The organism is Novosphingobium mississippiense, assembly GCF_044029535.1.
In the GTDB taxonomy this organism is placed as follows: domain Bacteria; phylum Pseudomonadota; class Alphaproteobacteria; order Sphingomonadales; family Sphingomonadaceae; genus Novosphingobium.
Genome location: NZ_CP147003.1, coordinates 2,097,310 through 2,115,137, shown reverse-complemented (window position 1 = coordinate 2,115,137; position 17,828 = coordinate 2,097,310). Strand labels below are relative to the sequence as shown.

The window sequence follows — 17,828 nt, the reverse complement described above, 5'->3', positions numbered from 1 at the left end:
CCGAAAGGCTTACCCGCACTCTCCGCTGTTCAACATCTCCCTCTAAACCACCAAAAGCAGGCGGTCATGCAAGTTTCTCCTCACGCCTAAAACCTTAAATCCGCTCCGTGTGGAGCACATAGCGCCACGGCCCGTGCCGAACCGCGTCGAAGGGCCAGCACGTGACGAGGTCCAACCGCTCGCCCGCAGCCAGTTCAGGCACTGCGTAGCCATCCCAGCGCACGACATCCGATCCGGTGACGCGATAGCGGCGCTTCAACCCGTCGCGCGTCTGGACGGTAATCTCGTCGCCCTTGTGCAGGTCGCGCAGGAAGCGGAAATGCGTATCGCGATGCGCGGCGACGACAGTGGTTCCGGTTTGACCGAAGGCTGCGCCACCGGGCAGCAGCGCAGGCCCGAACGCCATCGCCTGCCCCGATCCGCTGTCCAGCACCACCCTCGTCACGCCGAGCCGAGGCGCGGAAATCCGTGCAACCGGCGTCATGTCGGCCCAGGCCCAGGGCTTTTGCGGGGCATGGACGGCCAGGCTGCGATCGAAGGCCCGGTCCAGCAAAACCTGAGCGACCATCGCCTTCGCCGGGACATAGAGCCCGCGCCCGATCTCTGCGACGCCCGCAAGGCACAGCGCCGAAAGCAGGAGGACCAGAAGGCCGCGCCCGCGCGCGGCCTCCTTCAGCTGAGCCAACCGGATCATGCCGCCCTCCGGCGCAGCAGGATGGCAAGGCCGGTCAGGCCGGCCAGCAGCATCGCCAACCCCATGCCTACCAGCCCGACGAAGCCGGTGGCAGTCTGCGGCAGTTCCAGCGCGTCTGCCTGTGTTGCCGAAAGGTCTCCACCGGGCTGCGCCTGCAACGCATCCTTGCCGAACAACGTGCCGAAGTCCCAGCCGGCCGGCAGGTTGATCGGCAATTCCTCCTTCGTCAGCCGCGCGCCGGCGGGGCGTGAAGGTGTCTCGTCCACGGCGACGAGGCTGGTACGGCTGGTGACGATGCCGTTTTCCATGCCTATCCGTTCGACCTCGGCATCGGCGGCATCGTCCTCCAGCTTGCCGAGCGCGCGGTCGGCCTCGACATCGCTGATGCGGCGGTGGGCCCAAAGCTTCTCGATCGCGGGGCTCGGCAGGGCGGAGGCAAGGTCCACGCGCCGTTTCCAGTGCTTGCCGCCGATCGTGCCGCTGACCGTCAGGGTGCCGGCAAGGTGCGCGGTCCGCCCCACCAGCACCAGCGGCCGGCCGGCATAGACATCGGGCAGACGCGAGGGCGTGAGATCCAGCGAACCGCCCTCCACCCGCACCGAAAGGTCGCGCACCGCCGGATGGCTCAGCACGTCGAGCAACGGCATCATCTTCGCCGCCACCTCCGCCGGTGCACCGACATGGGTGTAGACGCCGCCGCCGATGGTCGACATCCGTTCCATCAGGTAATCGTTCGGCGCCGATCCGATGCCGACCATGAAGACATGGCTGCGCCCGCCGTCCGCCCCGATCGCCGCCATCATCTCGCGCTCGTTGGAGATCTCGCCATCGGTGAGGAACACGATCTGGCGCAGCGCATCGGGGCTGCCGCCGCTGCCCGCATCCTCCAGCGCGGCCTTCAGCGCGGGCAGCATCTCCGTGCCTCCCTGCGCCTCCAGCGATCCAGCGAAACGCCTGGCCAGCGCCACCTGATCGGGCGTGGCGGCGACGCTGTGCTCGAACAGGCGCGTCATGGTGTCGTCGAAGCGGATCACGTTGAAGTGGTCCTGCGGGCGCAAGGTGCCCAGCGCGTGGATCAGGCTGGCCTTGGCCTCATCCATCGAATCCCCGCCCATCGATCCGCTGTTGTCGATAACGAAAACCATCTCGCGCGGCGGCGTCGGCAGGTTCGAAAGATCGGCGGGCGGCGTGACCGAGGCCATGACATAGTCGCCCTTGTCGGTGTGTTGGGCGAAGAGGCCCAGCGTCGGGTCGGCCGAGGCAGAGCGCCAGTCGAGCACGAAATCGCGATCCGCCGGCACGCTGGCATCGGCCAGGTTGATCGTCCGATTGTCGAGCGGGCCCGTGATGTTCACCTTGTGATAGCGGCTGATGAGGTTCGCCACATCGAACCCGGGTGCGAGATGGACCGAGATCGTCGTGGGGTTCAGTCCGGTCCCAGTCTTCGGCCCTACCTTCGGATCAAGCACCGGTGCAGCCGTCACGGCGTTGGCGTCGGCCACGGCGGCCTGCGTATCCAGCGTGTGCGGCGGGGTGTAGCGCGGACCAACCACAAGCGGCAGGCGCAGCGAGAAAGTGCCGTTCGCCTGCACAACCGGGGCCTGATACTCGATCGAGATCAGCACCGTCTCACCCGGGCCGACATTGGCAACCATCGTCGTGAACATGTTGGGGCGCTGCTGTTCGACCAGCCCGGCCTTGCGGCCGCTGGCCTTCGCGGCTTCATACGTCTCGCGCGCCTTTTCACGCGGCTGGATGTGGCCGACGATCACCCGCTGGCCCACCACCATCTTCAGCGAGTCCACCGCCCCATCCTGTGGCAGCGGATAGAGGTAATGCGCCTCCATCCACGTGTCCGAGGTGTTGCGGAACGCCTGCGTCACCCGCACGCGGGCGACCTGCCCGGTCACCGTCATGTCCATGTCGGTGCCCAGGCGCACGGCGGGGAGGCTCCGGGCGATGCCCTGACCGGTCAGCATCAGGGTACCGGCCGCCGGGCCTTCGTCGCCATTGGCGGCAGCGTCGTCGGCATCGTCCGCGGCGACAGCGGCAGTGGTGTGAACGGCCAGCGCTACAGGCGCCGCCATCAAGAGCATGGCGGCGGGGATCAGGGCGCGGCGGAAAGTCAGGAAGTGCGGCATGACAGGCTCCTTCGTTGATCTGGCGATGATCTGGAGCCCTCCCTCTATGCGCAGGCCTGCCCGCACAGCCACGAGCAGTCTTGGCCACTTCTCGCCGTCCCCGTGCGGAATATGTGCGGGATATGCGCAATGCGCGGCGACCATTGACGAGATGTGCGCATTTGTGCGGAAATAGGCGGGCATGATTACGCCAGAACCCGACATCGCCGATTCCGCCGCCCTCTCCGCCGAGAATGCGGAGACTGCCCGCCTCGTGCGTGAGGAGATCGCCCGCCGCCGCATATCCCGCCAGGCGCTGGCGGACATGGCACGGATCAGCCTTTCCACGCTTGAAAAGGCGCTGGCCGGCAAGCGCCCGTTCACTCTGGCCACGCTGCTGCGGATAGAGGAGGCGCTGGGCGTGACCCTGCGCCCTGCCGACCCCGTCGCCCCCGCGCCGGCGGGCCGCGATGTCGCGCCCGATGACCTGGGCGCCTATGCGCACTCCGCCGTCGCATGGCTGGAAGGTTGCTATCTTACCCTGCGGCCCAGCTTCGGCACGCCGGGCGGTCTGTTCGCCTACCTGACCACGATCCGCTGGGACGCGGCCGGCGCCTGCCTGGCCTTTGCGGAATCAGGCCGATCCGACGGGCGGTTCGAGCAGACGGGGCGAGTTTCGATGCCCAACCTTTCAGGCCATATCTACCTCGTCACCAATGAGCAGGGGCAGTACCGGCTTGCCATCCTCTCGCGCCCGACGATCGACGGCGCGCTGTTCGGCATCCTGACCACGCTGGAGGTAGGCAAAGGATCGCAGCTGGTCCCCGCCGCCGCGCCGATCGCCTTGCGCAAGCTGGCCGAGGGGGAGGATCCCGCACTTGGACTGGTCATGCCGGACATGCCGCATTTCGCGCTCTATCGCGATATGCTGGGTCGCGCCGTGGAAGACGATTTCGCACGCCTGCACGCGCCGCCGCTCCCTGCGATCTAGGGCAGTTTCCGATCCGATTGCATCGGGTCTACTTGTCTAAATTTTTTGGTTTTTCACGATTTCCGAGTCACCAGGCGATTCCACCTGAGTAGAAAACGCTCGAGGGTCAGGCCTTGCGCCAGTGGAGCAACGCGATGGTCAGCCACGCCCCCACCGACAGGTGCGCGCACCAGGCCACCGCACCATAGCCACCGCCGAACGCCGCGATGTCCGCCACGAATGCCAAACCCAGCAGCGCATAGCCGCCTGCGCGGGCGGTGCGCGCCTGAGCTTTCGCCAGCACGCGCCCGGCAAGGTCGCGCTGGTGGCGCGACATCGACAGGGCAAGCGCGATGAACCCGCCCAGCGTCAGCAGGATCGCCAGAATGTGGATCATGCCCGCACCGCCCTGCCGCGCCGCGTGGTATTGCCGGCGACTGGCTTGCGCGAGCGGGCCGAGAGCTTGGCCGCGCCCAGTCCGAATATGACCGCAAGCCCCAGCATGACCAGATCGAACGAGACGAACAGCCGGTCCCCGCGCATGATGCTGGCCGGCAGGCCACGGCTGGTGGTAAAGGCGTTCACGACTGGAACTGCGGCATAGAGCAACGCGGCCAGCGCCAGCCCTTCCACCCAAGCGCGGGCAGCTGGGCGCACCAGCGCCCAGAGCAGCACGCCCAGCCAAACTGCAAACAATGTGTTGATCTCCCACTCCGGCCGATGCGCCAGGCCGGTGGGCACCACGCGGTTGGCCAGGAAATAGGCCGGAATGCCCGCGCCAAGGCCTGCGACCGCGGCGATATTCAGCCGTTCGACCAGCCGGAAACCGAAGTGGGGCCGCTGCGGATCGGGCAAGCGCTGGCGACGCTTCACCGTCCACAGCACCAGACCGGTACCGACCATGGCGGTGCCCGCAAGGCCGCTGAAGAAATAGAGCCAGCGCAGGGCGATCTGCGCAAAGCGACCGGTATGCAGCCCGATCATCACGCTTTCGGTCTGAAGTGCGGCGCCCTTCGGCAAGCTGCCGCCAAGGACGCGGCCGCTCGTGCCGGAGAACGTCAGCACGTCTCCGCGCGATCCCATCGCTTCGCCCGGCCCCCGCGTCAGCGCGACGGTTGCCGCCCTGTCGCCGGGGTTGTCGATCCGCACGAAGCCGACTTCGCGCCCGTCCCAATGCGCAGAGGCGGTCCGCATCAGCGGCGCGATATCGACCAGCGGCGCCTTGGTGCCGCTGCGCTCGGCCGCGACGGGCTCCCCGAAGACTTGCGCCTGGAACGTATCCGGCGCGGCGTAGTTCGCCAGGATGCCCCAGGGCACATACATCGCCATCAGCGTCACCAGACCGGTGAAGGTGATCATCAGGTGGAACGGCAGGGCCAGAACGGCAGTGACGTTGTGCGCATCCAGCCAGGATCGCTGCCCCTTGCCGAAGCGCAGCATGAAGAAATCCGCGAAAATCTTCTTGTGCGTGATCACACCCGAAAGGATCGCCACCAGCATGAACATCGCCGCGATGCCCACCAGATAACGCGCCCAGAGCACCGGCATGTAATGCAGGTCGAAATGGAAGCGATAGAGGAAGTAGCCGCCGCGCGTCTCCCGCGCGGTAACTTCATCGCCGTTTTGATCGACCACGGCCTGCGTCTGCGCATCGGCACCGTTGCCGGGATACCAGAACAACTGCGTGGTCGCGCTGCGCCCATTGGGCAGAGAAAGATACCAGAAGCTGGCGTCGGGCGCCTTGCGCTCAAGGAAACGGATCGCCCCTTCTGCCGATTTGACCGGATCGGCATCGCCGGTCACCTCCGGCTGCATCCAGCGCGTGATCTCGTCCTGGAAATAGGCCGAAGTGCCCGTCGCGAACATGGCGAACAGCAGCCAGCCGAGCACCAGGCCCGACCAGGTGTGGACCAGCGCCATCGATTGCCGCAGGCTATCCTTCACAGACGGCCTCCCGCATGCAGCGAAAGCCACAGCCAGCCGGCCATCACCGCTCCGGAAACGACCATCCCCAGCCAGAACCGCCCGATCGACCGCACGCCGAAGGCCACCAGAGCCAATGTCGCGAAGATCGCGAAAGACAACAGCGTGCCGGCCACGCTGGCCTCCGCGGCGGAAACGTTCAGGCCCTGCGCAAGGCCGCGTGCGATGCAGGCCGTCGCCAGCGAGGAGACGATATAGTTCGCCGGAATCGCGGCCGTCAGCCGGGCCGCGAGGTTCGCCTTGCCGATGCCGCTTGGCGGGGATGCCATGACTGCTTCGTTCCTCAGATCAATTTACCGGCAGGATTCGGCCGCTGGAGAGGGGAAGTTGTTGTTTTCACGCACACCACGTCCTCTCAAGCTGCTATTGCGAGCCATTCGCATTTTAACCGCTGCTAAGCGCTGACCGGGGCCGAGTCAATCGCGCCGTCCAAAAAGTTGCCCAAGGTGGATCGGCGCCGGAAGAGCAGCGGATCGGCGGCGAGGCTTGCGGGCCGGGGCCGCTGAGGCTAGGAGCCTGCCTGTCCGGCATCGCGGCGAAAGCGGCGGCGGCGGGCAAGATCGCGCCGGTGCCCCGCAAGGGGCTTAATACGGGAACACGGTCAGAGCGGCGCTGCCGCTCGAATCCGGGGCTGTCCCTGCAACTGTAAGCGGCGAGCGCGATGCACATCGCCGGCGGAACAAGGGTTTTCGCCGCAGCCACTGGGCCGGACGCTAAGTCATGCGGGGCCTGGGAAGGCCGTGCATCGTGCCGTGACCCGTGAGCCAGGAGACCTGCCGGCGTCGATGTCGCTCTCGCCCGGGTCCAGGGAATGGCCAAGGCACGGTAACTCTTCCGTCTGAGCGACGTGATGCACGCGGCCGGGGCCGCAACGGCATGCCACGTCGGGCGCCCGCGCGCCTGTCCGTCGTCGCAGCCGAGCGTCGCGTTTGGCTCGTCCGGACGCGGCGAGACGCTCCGCCCGCTTTCGAGTTACCGGCGCGCGGGAGAAGACCGTTGAGCAAAGTTCCCACCACCGTCATCACCGGCTTCCTAGGCGCCGGCAAGACCACGCTGATCCGCCACTTGCTGCAGAACGCCAAGGGCCGCCGCCTGGCGCTCATCATCAACGAGTTCGGCGACGTCGGCGTCGACGGCGAACTGGTGAAGGGCTGCAATGACGAGGCGTGCCCGGAAGACGATATCGTCGAACTGGCCAACGGCTGCATCTGCTGCACCGTCGCCGACGACTTCCTGCCGACCATGCAGAAGCTGCTCGACCGTGAGAACAAGCCCGATCACATCATCATCGAGACCAGCGGCCTCGCCCTGCCCAAACCGCTGGTGAAGGCCTTCCAGTGGCCCGATATCCGCACCCGCGCCACGGTGGACGGCGTGGTCGCGCTGATCGATGCCGATGCCGTGGCCGCCGGCCGCTTCGCCACCGATGAGGCCGCGCTTGCCGCCGCCCGCGCCGCCGATCCGATGCTGGACCATGAAAGCCCGCTGGAAGAACTGTTCGAGGAACAGTTGGGCTGCGCCGACATGGTCGTGCTCAACAAGACCGACCTCGTCGATGCCGATGCCCTCACCCATGTCGAGACGCTGGTGCTGGCCGAAACACGCCCCGGCGTGAAGATCGTGCGTGCCGATCATGGCGCCGTCGATATCGCCGCGCTGCTGGGCATCACCGCAGCGGCTGAGGACGATCTCGATTCCCGCCCCTCGCACATCGACGGGCTGGACGAGGATCATGACCATGACGACTTCGACAGCTTCGTCGTATCCGGCGGCGACGTGGCCGATCTCGACGCCCTGCTCGCGCGCCTCAAGGACCTGATCGCAGCGCACGATGTGCTGCGCGTGAAGGGCATGGTCGCGGTCGGCGGCAAGCCCAGTCGTCTGGTCGTGCAGGCCGTCGGCCCGCGCATCCAGCACTTCTACGATCGCGCCTGGCTCCCGCAGGAAGCGCGCCGTACCCAGTTGGTCGTCATCGGCCAGAAGGGGCTGGACCGCGCCGCCATCGAGGCGGGGCTGGCGGACGTTCTTGGTGCCGTAGACGCCTGATGCACCTGCTGTCCGCCACGCCGGGGACAATTTCCAACGGCGAGGAGGCGATCGACCTCGACCAGTCTCCCGGCGACATGGTGATCCTCACCGTGGCGGACAGCGAACTTGCCTGCTTTGCGGGCGCGGCGGCGCGTTTGCCGGAGGGCGCACCCCCCAATTCCACGCCAAGCGTCCGCCTCGCCAACCTGCTGCAATTGCGCCACCCCTACTCGATCGACCTCTATGTCGAGAAAGTGATCGCGAAGGCCAAATTCGTCTGCGTGATCCTGCTCGGCGGCAAAAGCTACTGGGGCTACGGCATCGACGAGATCGCCCGCGTCGCGCGCGAGAACGGCATTGCCTTCGCCGCCATCGCCGACGGGCGTGAGGCCGATCCCGCGCTCGATCGCGCCTCCACCCTCCCCGCCGAACTGCGCGAGCGGATGCGCGACTATCTGCGACAGGGCGGGACCGCCAATGCCCTCTCGTTCCTGCGCACCGCCGCCCGCGCGATCGGCCATGACGCGGGCGAGCCGGACGACCCGGTGCCGGTGGCCGACGCCGGGCTTTATCTGGCCGGCACCGAGCGTGCGGGCCTTACCGAAGTGCAGGCGGGCTGGGTCGAAGGTCGCCCGCTGGCGCTGCTGGTGTTCTATCGCGCACTGATGATCGCGGGAACGCTCGATGCCGTGGACGCCATGATCGCGGCGCTGCGGCAGCGGGGCTTCAATGTTGCGGCCGTGCATGTCCGCGCCCTGCGCGAACCTTTCGCGGTGGACTGGCTGGGCGGCCTGCTCGGCGAAATCGCGCCCGACGTGATCGTCAACGCCACCAGCTTCGCCTCCTCCTCGGCAGGCGACGACCGCAAGCCCGGCATTCTCGAAAAAGCGAACTGCCCGATCCTGCAAGTCGCCTACGCAGGCGTCGAGGAAACCGATTGGCAGGGCGCGGCGCGCGGCCTCGGCCCACGGGACCTCGCCATGAACGTGGCGCTACCCGAAGTGGACGGCCGCATCTTCACCCGTGCCGTCGCCTTCAAGGCGGCCGAGCGTTTCGACGACGTGACCCAGTGCGGCATCGTCGTCCCCCGCGTCGCGCCGGACCGGGTGGCTTTCGTCGCCGATCTGGCCGCCGCATGGGCCGACCTCCGCTGCAGCGCTCCGGCCGAGCGCCGAGTGGCCCTGGTGCTGGCGAACTATCCCAACCGTGACGGCCGCATCGGCAACGGCGTCGGCCTCGACACGCCCGCAAGCACCGCCGCCATCATCGCCGCGCTGGCCGAGGCGGGTTACGATATCGGCGATGCGCCAAGGGATGGCGCCGCGCTCATGCGGATCATGACCGGCGGTGTCACCAACGATCTTACATCGCTCGATCGGCCCGGCGAAGTCTCGCTACCGCTAGCGATATACGAAACCGCTTTCGCCGCGGTCCCCGAAAGCGCGCGCAAGTCCATGCTGGAGCGCTGGGGCGAGCCTTCCGCCGACCCCTTCGTGCGTGACGGCGCCTTTCGCCTACCGGTCCATCGCTTCGGCAAGCTCGCCATCGCGGTGCAGCCCGCGCGCGGCTACAACATTGATCCCAAGGCCAGCTATCACGACCCCGCGCTGCCCCCGCCGCACGCTTACCTCGCCTTCCATGTTTGGCTGGCGCAGGACTTCGGCGCGCAGGCGCTGGTCCATGTCGGCAAGCACGGCAATCTGGAATGGCTGCCCGGAAAGGCTATCTCGCTTTCGCGCGATTGTTTCCCGGAAATCTGCGCCGGGCCGGTGCCGCAGCTCTATCCCTTCATCGTCAACGATCCCGGCGAAGGCACGCAGGCCAAGCGCCGCATCAGCGCGGTGGTGATCGATCACCTCACTCCGCCGCTCACCCGCGCAGAGACTTACGGCCCGCTCAAGCAGCTGGAAGCGCTGGTGGACGAGTACTATCTCGCCGCCGGCATGGACCCGCGCCGCCTGGACCGCCTGCGGCGCGACATCCTCGACCTTGCCCGCAGCCATGGACTTGACCGCGATGCCGGAGCCAGCGGCGACGGGGACGACGCGCTTTCGGCCATCGACAACTACCTCTGCGAGTTGAAGGAATTGCAGATCCGCGACGGACTGCATGTCTTCACGCAATCCCCCGAAGGCCGGTTGCGGCGCGATCTGCTGGTGGCGCTGGCGCGCACCCCGCGTGGCTACGATCATGCCGGGCAAGCCTCGCTTCTGCGGGCCATGACAGCGGACCTTGGACTCGACTTCGACCCACTCGACTGCCGCATGGGCGATCGCTGGGACGGCGCGCGGCCGGAAGCGCTGGCGGCGATTTCGAATGAACCGTGGCGCACGCATGGCGATACGGTGGAGCGATTGGAACTGCTGGCGGCGGAACTGGTCGAAACGCCAGCCATTGACCTTGGCCCCCAGACCGCCGCCGTCCTCCACGCCATCGCCACAGACCTTGCGCCCCGCATTGACCTCTGCGGCCCACGTGAGGCCGAGGCGCTGATCGCCGGGCTCGACGGCCGCTTCGTCTTGCCCGGCCCTTCCGGCGCACCGACGCGCGGGCGGCCCGACGTCCTGCCCACCGGGCGCAACTTCTACTCGGTCGATACCCGAGCCGTGCCCACTGCCGTTGCCTGGGAACTGGGCCGCAAGTCCGCCGACCTGCTGGTTGAAGACTACCTCCAGCGCGAGGGCGAATACCCCGAGGCCATCGCCCTCTCCGCGTGGGGCACCGCCAATATGCGCACCGGCGGCGACGACATCGCGCAGGCCCTCGCGCTGATGGGGGCTCGGCCGCGCTGGGACTGGACGTCCGGCCGCGTGGTCGGCTTCGAGATCATGACCGTGGCCGAACTCGGCCGTCCGCGCGTGGACGTAACCTTGCGCGTCTCCGGCTTCTTCCGCGATGCCTTCCCCGAACAGATCGACCTGATCGACAGCGCCGCGCGCGCCGTGATGGCGCTGGACGAGCCTCTGGGCGACAACCCCGCGGCCGAACGCCACCGCGCCGAAGCCGCCGCACTCGTCGAGGGTGGCGAGGCTGAAACGCAGGCCACCCGCCGCGCCGGCGCGCGTGTCTTCGGATCGAAGCCGGGCGCCTACGGGGCCGGACTTCAGGCCATGATCGACGAGAAGATCTGGCACGAACGTGGCGATCTGGCGAATGTCTATCTCGATTGGGGCAGCTACGCCTATGGCGGCGGCGTGGAGGGCGATGCCGAGCGCGACCTGTTCACCGCCCGCCTCGCCTCGGTGGACGCCGTGGTCCAGAACCAGGACAACCGCGAACACGACCTGCTCGACAGCGACGACTACTACCAGTTCGAGGGCGGCATCGCCGCCGCCGTCGAGCATCTGAAGGGCCGAGCGCCGCTCAGCTACCACAACGACCACAGCCGCCCGGAACGCCCGGTGGTGCGCACGCTGGAGGACGAGATCGGCCGCATCGTGCGCGGGCGCGTCACCAATCCCAAATGGATCGCGGGCGTGATGCGGCATGGCTACAAGGGCGCGTTCGAAATCGCCGCCTCGGTCGACTACCTCTTCGCCTTTGCCGCAACGACCCACGCGGTGAAGGATCACCATTTCGACGCCGTCCACGCCGCCTTTATCGAAGACGAAACGGTGCGGGGCTTCATGGCGGAGGCCAACCCGGCGGCCTTGCGCGAAACTGCCACGCGCCTGGCCGAAGCGCTGGAGCGCGGCCTTTGGAAACCCCGATCGAACAGTGCGGGCCTGACGCTCGCGGCCCTCTCAGGAGTATGACCATGGTGCAGCGTACCGACGAACAGCACGCCGAGAAGATGAAGAAGAAGCAGGCCGCGCATGACAAGATCATGGCCGGCAAGACGGTCGAAAAGGGCCTGCTGATCGTCCACACCGGCAAGGGCAAGGGCAAGACCACCGCTGCGCTGGGCATGGTGGTGCGCATGATCGGCCATGGCAAGAAAGTGGGTGTCGTCCAGTTCGTGAAGGGCGCGATGACCACTGGCGAGAAAGTCGTCTTCGATGCCTTCCCCGATCAGGTGGAGTTCAAGCCGATGGGCGAAGGCTTCACCTGGAACACACAGGACCGTGCCCGCGACATCGAACTCTCACGCCAGGCGTGGGAGGAAGTGAAGCGCATGGTGGCCGATCCCGCCTACGACATGGTGCTGGCGGACGAGTTGAACATCGTGCTGCGCTATGACTATCTGCCACTCAACGAAGTGCTGGACGTGTTGACGGCGCGCGGCGCGATGAAGCATGTGATCGTCACCGGCCGCAACGCACCCGATGCGCTGATGGAAGCGGCCGATCTGGTGACCGAGATGACCCTGGTGAAACACCCGTTCCGCTCCGGCGTGAAGGCACAGGCGGGAATCGAATTCTGACTCGGGACGATCCCCAGGGGCCGCCCCGCTTCGGCCCCGATTTTCTGGACGACCTTGCCGTGCTGCTGGCGTGGCGGCGCGACGTGCGCCATTTCCGCCGCGATCCGCTGGACGAGCAAACGGTGGCCGAACTCATGGCAACCGCGCAACTGGCGCCGTCGGTGGGCAATTCGCAGCCCTGGCGCTTCGTCCGCGTGCGCTCTGCCGACTTGCGCGAGGCCTTGGCGCTTCATGCCGATGCGGAAGTCACCCAGGCCGGCGAAGCGATGTCGGAAGAACGGCGCGCCAGCTATTCCGCACTGAAGCTCCACGGAATGCGCGAAGCGCCCGAAGTGATCGCGGTGTTCTGTGATGAGGCAACGCCCATCGGCGGCGGCCTTGGCGCCGCAACGATGCCGGAAACGCGCGCCTTTTCGGTCGTGCTGGCGATCCACACGTTATGGCTGGCGGCACGGGCGCGGGGCCTGGGGCTGGGCTGGGTGTCGGTCGTGAAGGCGGATTACGTGGCCGGGCTATTGCAAGTGCCGCAGGAGTGGCGCCTGATCGCGCTGCTCTGCCTGGGCCATCCGCTGGAGCCGGACGTGGTGCCCGAACTCGAACGGCGGGGCTGGCAGGCGCGGCTGGATTGGCGCGACAATGTCAGCGAGCGCTGATCCCTTGGCGCTGCACTTGCGCCGCCAAGGTCCTGGCCGCCTTGACATAGGCGGGGCCGCCGCAGACCGTCCACGCCTGCGGGATGGTCAGGCGCGGAATGTCCGCCAGGATCGGGTGATGGATCATCTCGGTGCCCTGATCGGCCACTTTCACCGTGGCACTGTCCATCACGATGAAGTCGGGATGGGCGGCGGCCATTTCTTCCAGGCTCATCTGCGAAAGCGCGGGCTTGCCCAGCTTTGCGGCCAGATTGACAAGGCCGATGCGGGTCATGAGATCGTCCACCAGCGTGCCGGTGCCGGTAAGATAGCCGCGCCGCTGGTAATAGGCGGCCACGCGACCATGGCCCGCGCTGCGAAGGCCCGCCAACTGGGCATTCATCCGCGCGATCATCGCCTCTCCCCGCTCGGGATGACCCACGGCGCGGGCAACGTCGCGGATCGAGGCGAGGATGCCCGGATAGTCATGCGCCGACATGAGGTCGAGCGAGCGGTAATGCTGCCCCTTCAGCACGGCTATGGCCGGGTTGCGGCGGGCGGGCATGCCGATGACGAGGTCCGGATCGGCCGCCAGCACTTCCTCCGCTGCCCCGCCGAACACCGGCAACCCGCGGGCTGCGGCCGCGACGTCCGACATCTCCGGATCGGTGGCGTAGCGCGTAAGCCCGGCAATCTGGTCCCGGTCCGCCAGGGCGACGATCAACTGGTCCGCGCAGAGGTTGAGCGAGACGATCCGGTGCGGGCGCGCCGCCGTGGAGCGAGCCACTTGCGCCGGCGGTGTCGCCGCGCTTTCCACCGCCATGCCGGGCAGCACCGCAAGGGCGATACAGGCGGCAAGACGCAGGCGATGATGTATTTTTCCGAAGCCCATGGCATGGGCTCCTTACCAACACGTACCCGGGACACAAGCGTGACGGGGAACCCATCCAATGCGAGGTTTTCGTGCCGTCGTTCCACAGTTCTTCTTCCACCCGCCATCCGGCGCTGATCCCGGCGCTCGCCTGCGCGGTGATGGCGGTTGCGATCGCTTCCCTGGCGCTGGGTCCGGTATCCCTGGCGCCGGGGCGCATTCTGGCGGTGCTTCTGGGCGACGGGGACCGCGTGGCCCGCGCGATCCTGCTGGAACTGCGACTGCCGCGCACGCTGGTGGGGCTGATGGTCGGCGCCATGCTGGGCCTGTCCGGGGCGGTGCTGCAAGGCTATCTGCGCAACCCGCTGGCCGAACCGTCGGTGCTGGGCGTGTCCAATTCGGCAGCGCTGGGCGCGGTGATCGCACTCTATTTCGGGCTTTCCGAATGGCATAGCGCGATACTGCCGCTCTTGGCCATCATCACATCCCTCGTCGCGATCGGCCTGCTGTTCCTGCTGGCCGGCCGGTCCGAAAGTCCGCTGAGCCTGATCCTGGCCGGCATCGCGGTGGCAACGCTGGCGGGTGCCGGAATCAGCCTTGCGCTCAATCTCTCGCCCAATCCCTTCGCGGCGATGGAGATCATGTCCTGGCTGCTGGGCTCGATCGAGAACCGGGCGATGGAGCACGTCTGGATCGCGCTGCCCTGCGTGGTGATCGGCGCGGCATTGCTGCTGGTCGATCCGCGTGCGCTGGATGCCCTGTCGCTGGGGGAGGACGGTGCCCGGTCGCTGGGTGTGGACCTGCGCCGCACGCGCCTGCGGCTGATGCTGGGCCTGGCCATCGGCGTGGGCGGTGCGGTGGCGGTTTCGGGTGCCATCGGCTTCGTGGGCCTGATCGTGCCGCATCTGATCCGCCCGCTGACCGACCGCAGCCCCTCGGCCCTGCTGGTCCCTTCCCTGCTGGGCGGCGCGGTGTTGCTGACCGGGGCGGACATCCTGGTGCGCCTGATCCCCACCGACGCCGAGCTGAAGCTGGGCGTGGTGACCGCATTCCTGGGCGTGCCGGTCTTCCTTGTCCATCTGCTGCGGGAGCGCCGCCTGTGGTGACCATCGCCATCAACGATCTTGCGGTCCGCCTTGGCAAGCAGGACGTGCTGCACGGGATCGACGCCCGCTTAGAACCGGGCACGCTGGTGGGCGTGATCGGCCCCAATGGCGCCGGCAAATCCACGCTGGCGCGTGCGCTGCTTGGCCTGATCGACGCGCACCGGGGCACGATCACGCTGGACGGGCAGGATTTCTCCGCCCTGCCCGTGCGGGAACGGGCGCGGCGCATCGCCTATCTGCCGCAGGGGCAGACGCTGCACTGGCCGCTGACCGTGGAGCGGCTGGTCTCGCTGGGTCGGCTGCCCCATCTGGGGCCGATCTCGCGGATTACCGCAGCCGATCAGGCGGCGATCGATGAGGCGATGGACCGCGCGGACGTGCGCCACCTGGCCACCCGCGTCGCCACCGAACTGTCGGGCGGCGAACGCGCCCGCGCGCTGCTGGCGCGCGCGCTGGCGGTGGGGGCGGAGGCGCTAGTGGTGGATGAGCCGCTGGCCTCGCTCGACCCCGGCCATCAGATCGATGTGATGGAAATGCTTTCGCGGGAAGCGAAGGGCGGCGCGCTGGTGCTGGCCGTGCTGCACGATCTCAATCTCGCGGCCCGGTATTGCCACCGGCTGCTGGTAATCGATGAGGGGCGGCTGGTGGCCGATGGCTCGCCGGCCGAAGTGCTGTCGGAAGAGCTGCTGCGGACGGTCTACGGCGTCACCGGGTTCAGCAGCACGTTGGACGATGCGCCGTTGATCGTGCCGCTGGCGCGCTGTCCGAAGCGATAGCGGGGATCAGTGCATCCGGCGGCGGCGCAGCGCGCGATCGGCCAGAAGGCCGATGGCGACCATGGTGCCGCCGGTCAGCCCGGCGGTTCCCAGTGCGACGATCACGGGTTGGGCGATGTCGGCGAAAGGGCGGGTGCGGTCGCTGAGGGCTTCGATCATCCGGGTCATGGCGCTTCTCCTGCATGGTTTGCCGGAGGGGCCGGCTGCCGTGCAGCGGGAATGCGCCTTTATCGCTTATCCAAACAGACGGATAAACTTGCTCCAATCGTTCGATAAACTGGAAAAGAGATTACGGCAGCCGCAAGTCGGCCTCCAGAAAGTCCAGGAATGCCCGGATGCGTGAAGCCAGCCGCCGGTGGCCGACATAGAGGGCATGAATATCCTCTCCGTCCCCCGGGTGGAAGGCCGTCAGGATTTCCACCAGCCGCCCCGCCGCCAGATCGGCCGCGACGTGAAACCGCCCGAGCCGGGCAATGCCGCCGCCGGCCACCGCCATCATCCGCACCACTTCGCCTGAATTTCCCAGAAACGCCGCTTCCACCGGGCGCTGTACCAGCGCGCCGTCTACGCGGAACGGCCATGTGTCCAGCGAGCGACGGAAGCTGAATTGCAGGCACGCGTGCTGCGCAAGGTCGCGCGGATGGGCCGGCGTGCCCCGCGCGGCGAGATAGGCGGGGCTGGCAACCAGCGCCATGGCGCAGCGCCCCAGCTTCTTCGCCTTCAGCCCGGTATCGCGCAGCGGCCCGATACGGATGGCGATGTCCGCGCGTGATTCCACCAGATCGACCAGTTCGTCCGACAGGGCGAGGTTGACCTGCACCGAAGGATGGCGCGCCGTGAAGCGCGGCAGGATCGGCAGCAGACATTGCGTGCCGAAGGGTACCGAACTGTTGATCCGCAAGGGGCCGCTCGGCGTGTCCGGCGCGCCGCCAAGGTCACGCTCCACATCGTCCACTTCGGCCATCAACCCGGCCACGCGATCGCGATAGACCTCTCCCTCCGCCGTCAGCGACAGTGCGCGGGTAGTGCGTGCGATCAGCTGCACGCCCACGCGCGCCTCCAGCCGGGCGATCGCGCGGCTGACGGCGGAAGGCGTGAGGCGCAACGCCCGCGCCGCGCCGGCCAGGCTGCCGCTTTGCGCGACTGCCAGAAAAATCTGCATTTCACCGAAACGGTTATCCACCGCGTCACTCGTGATTTTGATGCAATTCTGAGATGCCTTGATACGATCTAATCATCAATCCCCGATCCGCCTATCTTGCGGCTGTTCCAACCTCTCCCCCCGAAGGAATTTCCGCATGGATCTGAAATTGAACGGCAAGACCGCCCTCGTCACCGGCTCCACCGCCGGCATCGGCCTTGCCATCGCCGAACGACTGGCCGCCGAAGGTGTCGACGTGATCATTTCCGGCCGCAACCAGGAAAAGCTGGACGCCGCTGCCGCGAAAGTGGCCGCCGTCGCGGCCAACGGTGGCAAGGTCCGCGCCGTGCTGGCCGATCCCGCGACTGCCGAGGGCGCCGAAACGCTGATCGCCGCCGCGCCGGATGTCGACATTCTGGTCAACAATCTGGGCATCTATGAGGCCAAGCCCTTTGCAGAGATCACCGATGCCGACTGGCACCACTTCTTCGAGGTGAACGTGGTCAGCGGCGCGCGCCTTGCCCGCCACTATTTCCCGAAGATGCTGGAGAAGAACTGGGGCCGCGTGATCTTCATCGCCAGCGAAAGCGCGTTGGTGATCCCCGGCGAGATGATCCACTACGGCATGACCAAGACCGCCCAGCTTGCCATCGCGCGCGGCCTTGCCGAACAGACGCGCGGCACCGGCGTCACCGTCAATTCCGTCATGCCCGGGCCCACACGATCGGAAGGGATCGTGGACTTCATCCGATCCGTGGTCGACAACAAGGACGCGCCCGAGGCTGAGCGCGAGGCGGAATTCTTCGCCAAGATGCGCCCGCTCTCGCTGATCCGCCGCCTGATCGAAGCGGACGAGATCGCCGCACAGGTGGCGCTGCTGGCCAGCCCGCTGGGTGCGATCACCAACGGCGCGGCGATCCGCGTCGAAGGCGGCATCGTCCCCACCATCGCGTGACCATGCCGTAAGCCCCGGTGCCGACCTGCGCGCCGGGGCTTACGGTCAATATCCCGGTTGCCGATACTGAAATATAGTATACGATACCAAAGTCACACTGTCGGGGTCTTTCTGCCATCATCGAAGGCGCACGCGTTTTGCAACCCATGCGGGTTGCGAACCGACAGCGTCGATCGGAAGGGAATCCCG

General features: G+C 67.2%; 16 protein-coding genes and 1 riboswitch. Of the genes, 8 read left to right on the top strand and 8 right to left on the bottom strand.

Annotated features, from left to right (window positions below; all coding sequences use genetic code 11):
• Positions 1-94: 94 nt before the first annotated feature.
• Both WBP06_RS27790 and WBP06_RS27785 read right to left on the bottom strand, forming a co-directional pair.
• Positions 95-694 (bottom strand): class GN sortase, encoded by a 600-nt coding sequence (locus WBP06_RS27790; protein ID WP_395335936.1) that lies wholly within the window; start codon positions 692-694, stop codon positions 95-97.
• Positions 691-2,835 carry a marine proteobacterial sortase target protein gene (locus WBP06_RS27785; RefSeq protein WP_395335933.1) on the bottom strand — a complete coding sequence of 715 codons (2,145 nt, stop codon included), beginning with the start codon at positions 2,833-2,835 and terminating at the stop codon, positions 691-693. Before WBP06_RS27785 ends, WBP06_RS27790 begins: the two co-directional genes overlap by 4 nt.
• 181 nt (positions 2,836-3,016) lie before the next feature.
• Between WBP06_RS27785 and WBP06_RS27780 the strand changes: the two genes are divergently transcribed.
• Complete coding sequence (locus WBP06_RS27780) at positions 3,017-3,805, top strand: multiprotein-bridging factor 1 family protein (RefSeq protein WP_395335930.1); 789 nt, start codon at positions 3,017-3,019, stop codon at positions 3,803-3,805.
• A 106-nt stretch (positions 3,806-3,911) separates the two neighbouring features.
• Here WBP06_RS27780 and WBP06_RS27775 read toward each other — a convergent pair whose 3' ends face one another.
• From WBP06_RS27775 to WBP06_RS27765, 3 genes are read right to left on the bottom strand one after another with little or no spacing between them, the layout of a single operon-like run.
• The gene (locus WBP06_RS27775) at positions 3,912-4,181 is read right to left on the bottom strand and encodes a DUF3325 domain-containing protein (protein ID WP_395335927.1); all 270 of its coding nucleotides are present in this window, start codon (positions 4,179-4,181) and stop codon (positions 3,912-3,914) included.
• On the bottom strand, positions 4,178-5,728 hold the full coding sequence (locus WBP06_RS27770; RefSeq protein WP_395335924.1) for a PepSY-associated TM helix domain-containing protein: 1,551 nt from the start codon (positions 5,726-5,728) through the stop codon (positions 4,178-4,180). The genes WBP06_RS27775 and WBP06_RS27770 overlap by 4 nt, the downstream gene beginning before the upstream one ends.
• Complete coding sequence (locus WBP06_RS27765) at positions 5,725-6,036, bottom strand: hypothetical protein (protein WP_395335922.1); 312 nt, start codon at positions 6,034-6,036, stop codon at positions 5,725-5,727. Before WBP06_RS27765 ends, WBP06_RS27770 begins: the two co-directional genes overlap by 4 nt.
• A gap of 280 nt (positions 6,037-6,316) precedes the next feature.
• Positions 6,317-6,563: riboswitch (cobalamin riboswitch) on the top strand.
• A 200-nt stretch (positions 6,564-6,763) separates the two neighbouring features.
• Between WBP06_RS27765 and cobW the strand changes: the two genes are divergently transcribed.
• The 4 genes from cobW to bluB are packed head-to-tail and all read left to right on the top strand — an operon-like array spanning position 6,764 to position 12,811.
• Positions 6,764-7,813 (top strand): cobalamin biosynthesis protein CobW, encoded by a 1,050-nt coding sequence (gene cobW, locus WBP06_RS27760; RefSeq protein WP_395335920.1) that lies wholly within the window; start codon positions 6,764-6,766, stop codon positions 7,811-7,813.
• Complete coding sequence (gene cobN / locus WBP06_RS27755; protein ID WP_395335917.1) at positions 7,813-11,550, top strand: cobaltochelatase subunit CobN; 3,738 nt, start codon at positions 7,813-7,815, stop codon at positions 11,548-11,550. Before cobW ends, cobN begins: the two co-directional genes overlap by 1 nt.
• 2 nt (positions 11,551-11,552) lie before the next feature.
• On the top strand, positions 11,553-12,158 hold the full coding sequence (gene cobO, locus WBP06_RS27750; RefSeq protein WP_395335914.1) for a cob(I)yrinic acid a,c-diamide adenosyltransferase: 606 nt from the start codon (positions 11,553-11,555) through the stop codon (positions 12,156-12,158).
• Between the two features lie 59 nt (positions 12,159-12,217).
• Positions 12,218-12,811 (top strand): 5,6-dimethylbenzimidazole synthase, encoded by a 594-nt coding sequence (gene bluB / locus WBP06_RS27745; RefSeq protein WP_395335911.1) that lies wholly within the window; start codon positions 12,218-12,220, stop codon positions 12,809-12,811.
• On the opposite strand, the gene WBP06_RS27740 is transcribed toward bluB, so the two are convergent.
• The gene (locus WBP06_RS27740; RefSeq protein ID WP_395335909.1) at positions 12,798-13,682 is read right to left on the bottom strand and encodes an ABC transporter substrate-binding protein; all 885 of its coding nucleotides are present in this window, start codon (positions 13,680-13,682) and stop codon (positions 12,798-12,800) included. The genes bluB and WBP06_RS27740 overlap by 14 nt on opposite strands.
• A gap of 140 nt (positions 13,683-13,822) precedes the next feature.
• Between WBP06_RS27740 and WBP06_RS27735 the strand changes: the two genes are divergently transcribed.
• A complete protein-coding gene (locus WBP06_RS27735) occupies positions 13,823-14,767 on the top strand; it encodes a FecCD family ABC transporter permease (RefSeq protein ID WP_395337596.1) in 945 nt (314 codons plus the stop codon).
• Complete coding sequence (locus tag WBP06_RS27730) at positions 14,761-15,543, top strand: ABC transporter ATP-binding protein (RefSeq protein WP_395335908.1); 783 nt, start codon at positions 14,761-14,763, stop codon at positions 15,541-15,543. Before WBP06_RS27735 ends, WBP06_RS27730 begins: the two co-directional genes overlap by 7 nt.
• A gap of 6 nt (positions 15,544-15,549) precedes the next feature.
• Here the strand turns inward: WBP06_RS27730 and WBP06_RS27725 are convergent, their stop codons facing one another.
• Positions 15,550-15,711: a hypothetical protein gene (locus WBP06_RS27725; RefSeq protein WP_395335905.1), complete on the bottom strand. Its 162-nt coding sequence runs from the start codon at positions 15,709-15,711 to the stop codon at positions 15,550-15,552.
• A 121-nt stretch (positions 15,712-15,832) separates the two neighbouring features.
• Entirely contained in the window at positions 15,833-16,726 is an 894-nt protein-coding gene (locus tag WBP06_RS27720) for a LysR family transcriptional regulator (protein ID WP_395335903.1), read from the bottom strand.
• 115 nt (positions 16,727-16,841) lie between these two features.
• Between WBP06_RS27720 and WBP06_RS27715 the strand changes: the two genes are divergently transcribed.
• On the top strand, positions 16,842-17,639 hold the full coding sequence (locus tag WBP06_RS27715) for an SDR family NAD(P)-dependent oxidoreductase (protein WP_395335900.1): 798 nt from the start codon (positions 16,842-16,844) through the stop codon (positions 17,637-17,639).
• The last annotated feature ends 189 nt before the right edge of the window (positions 17,640-17,828 follow it).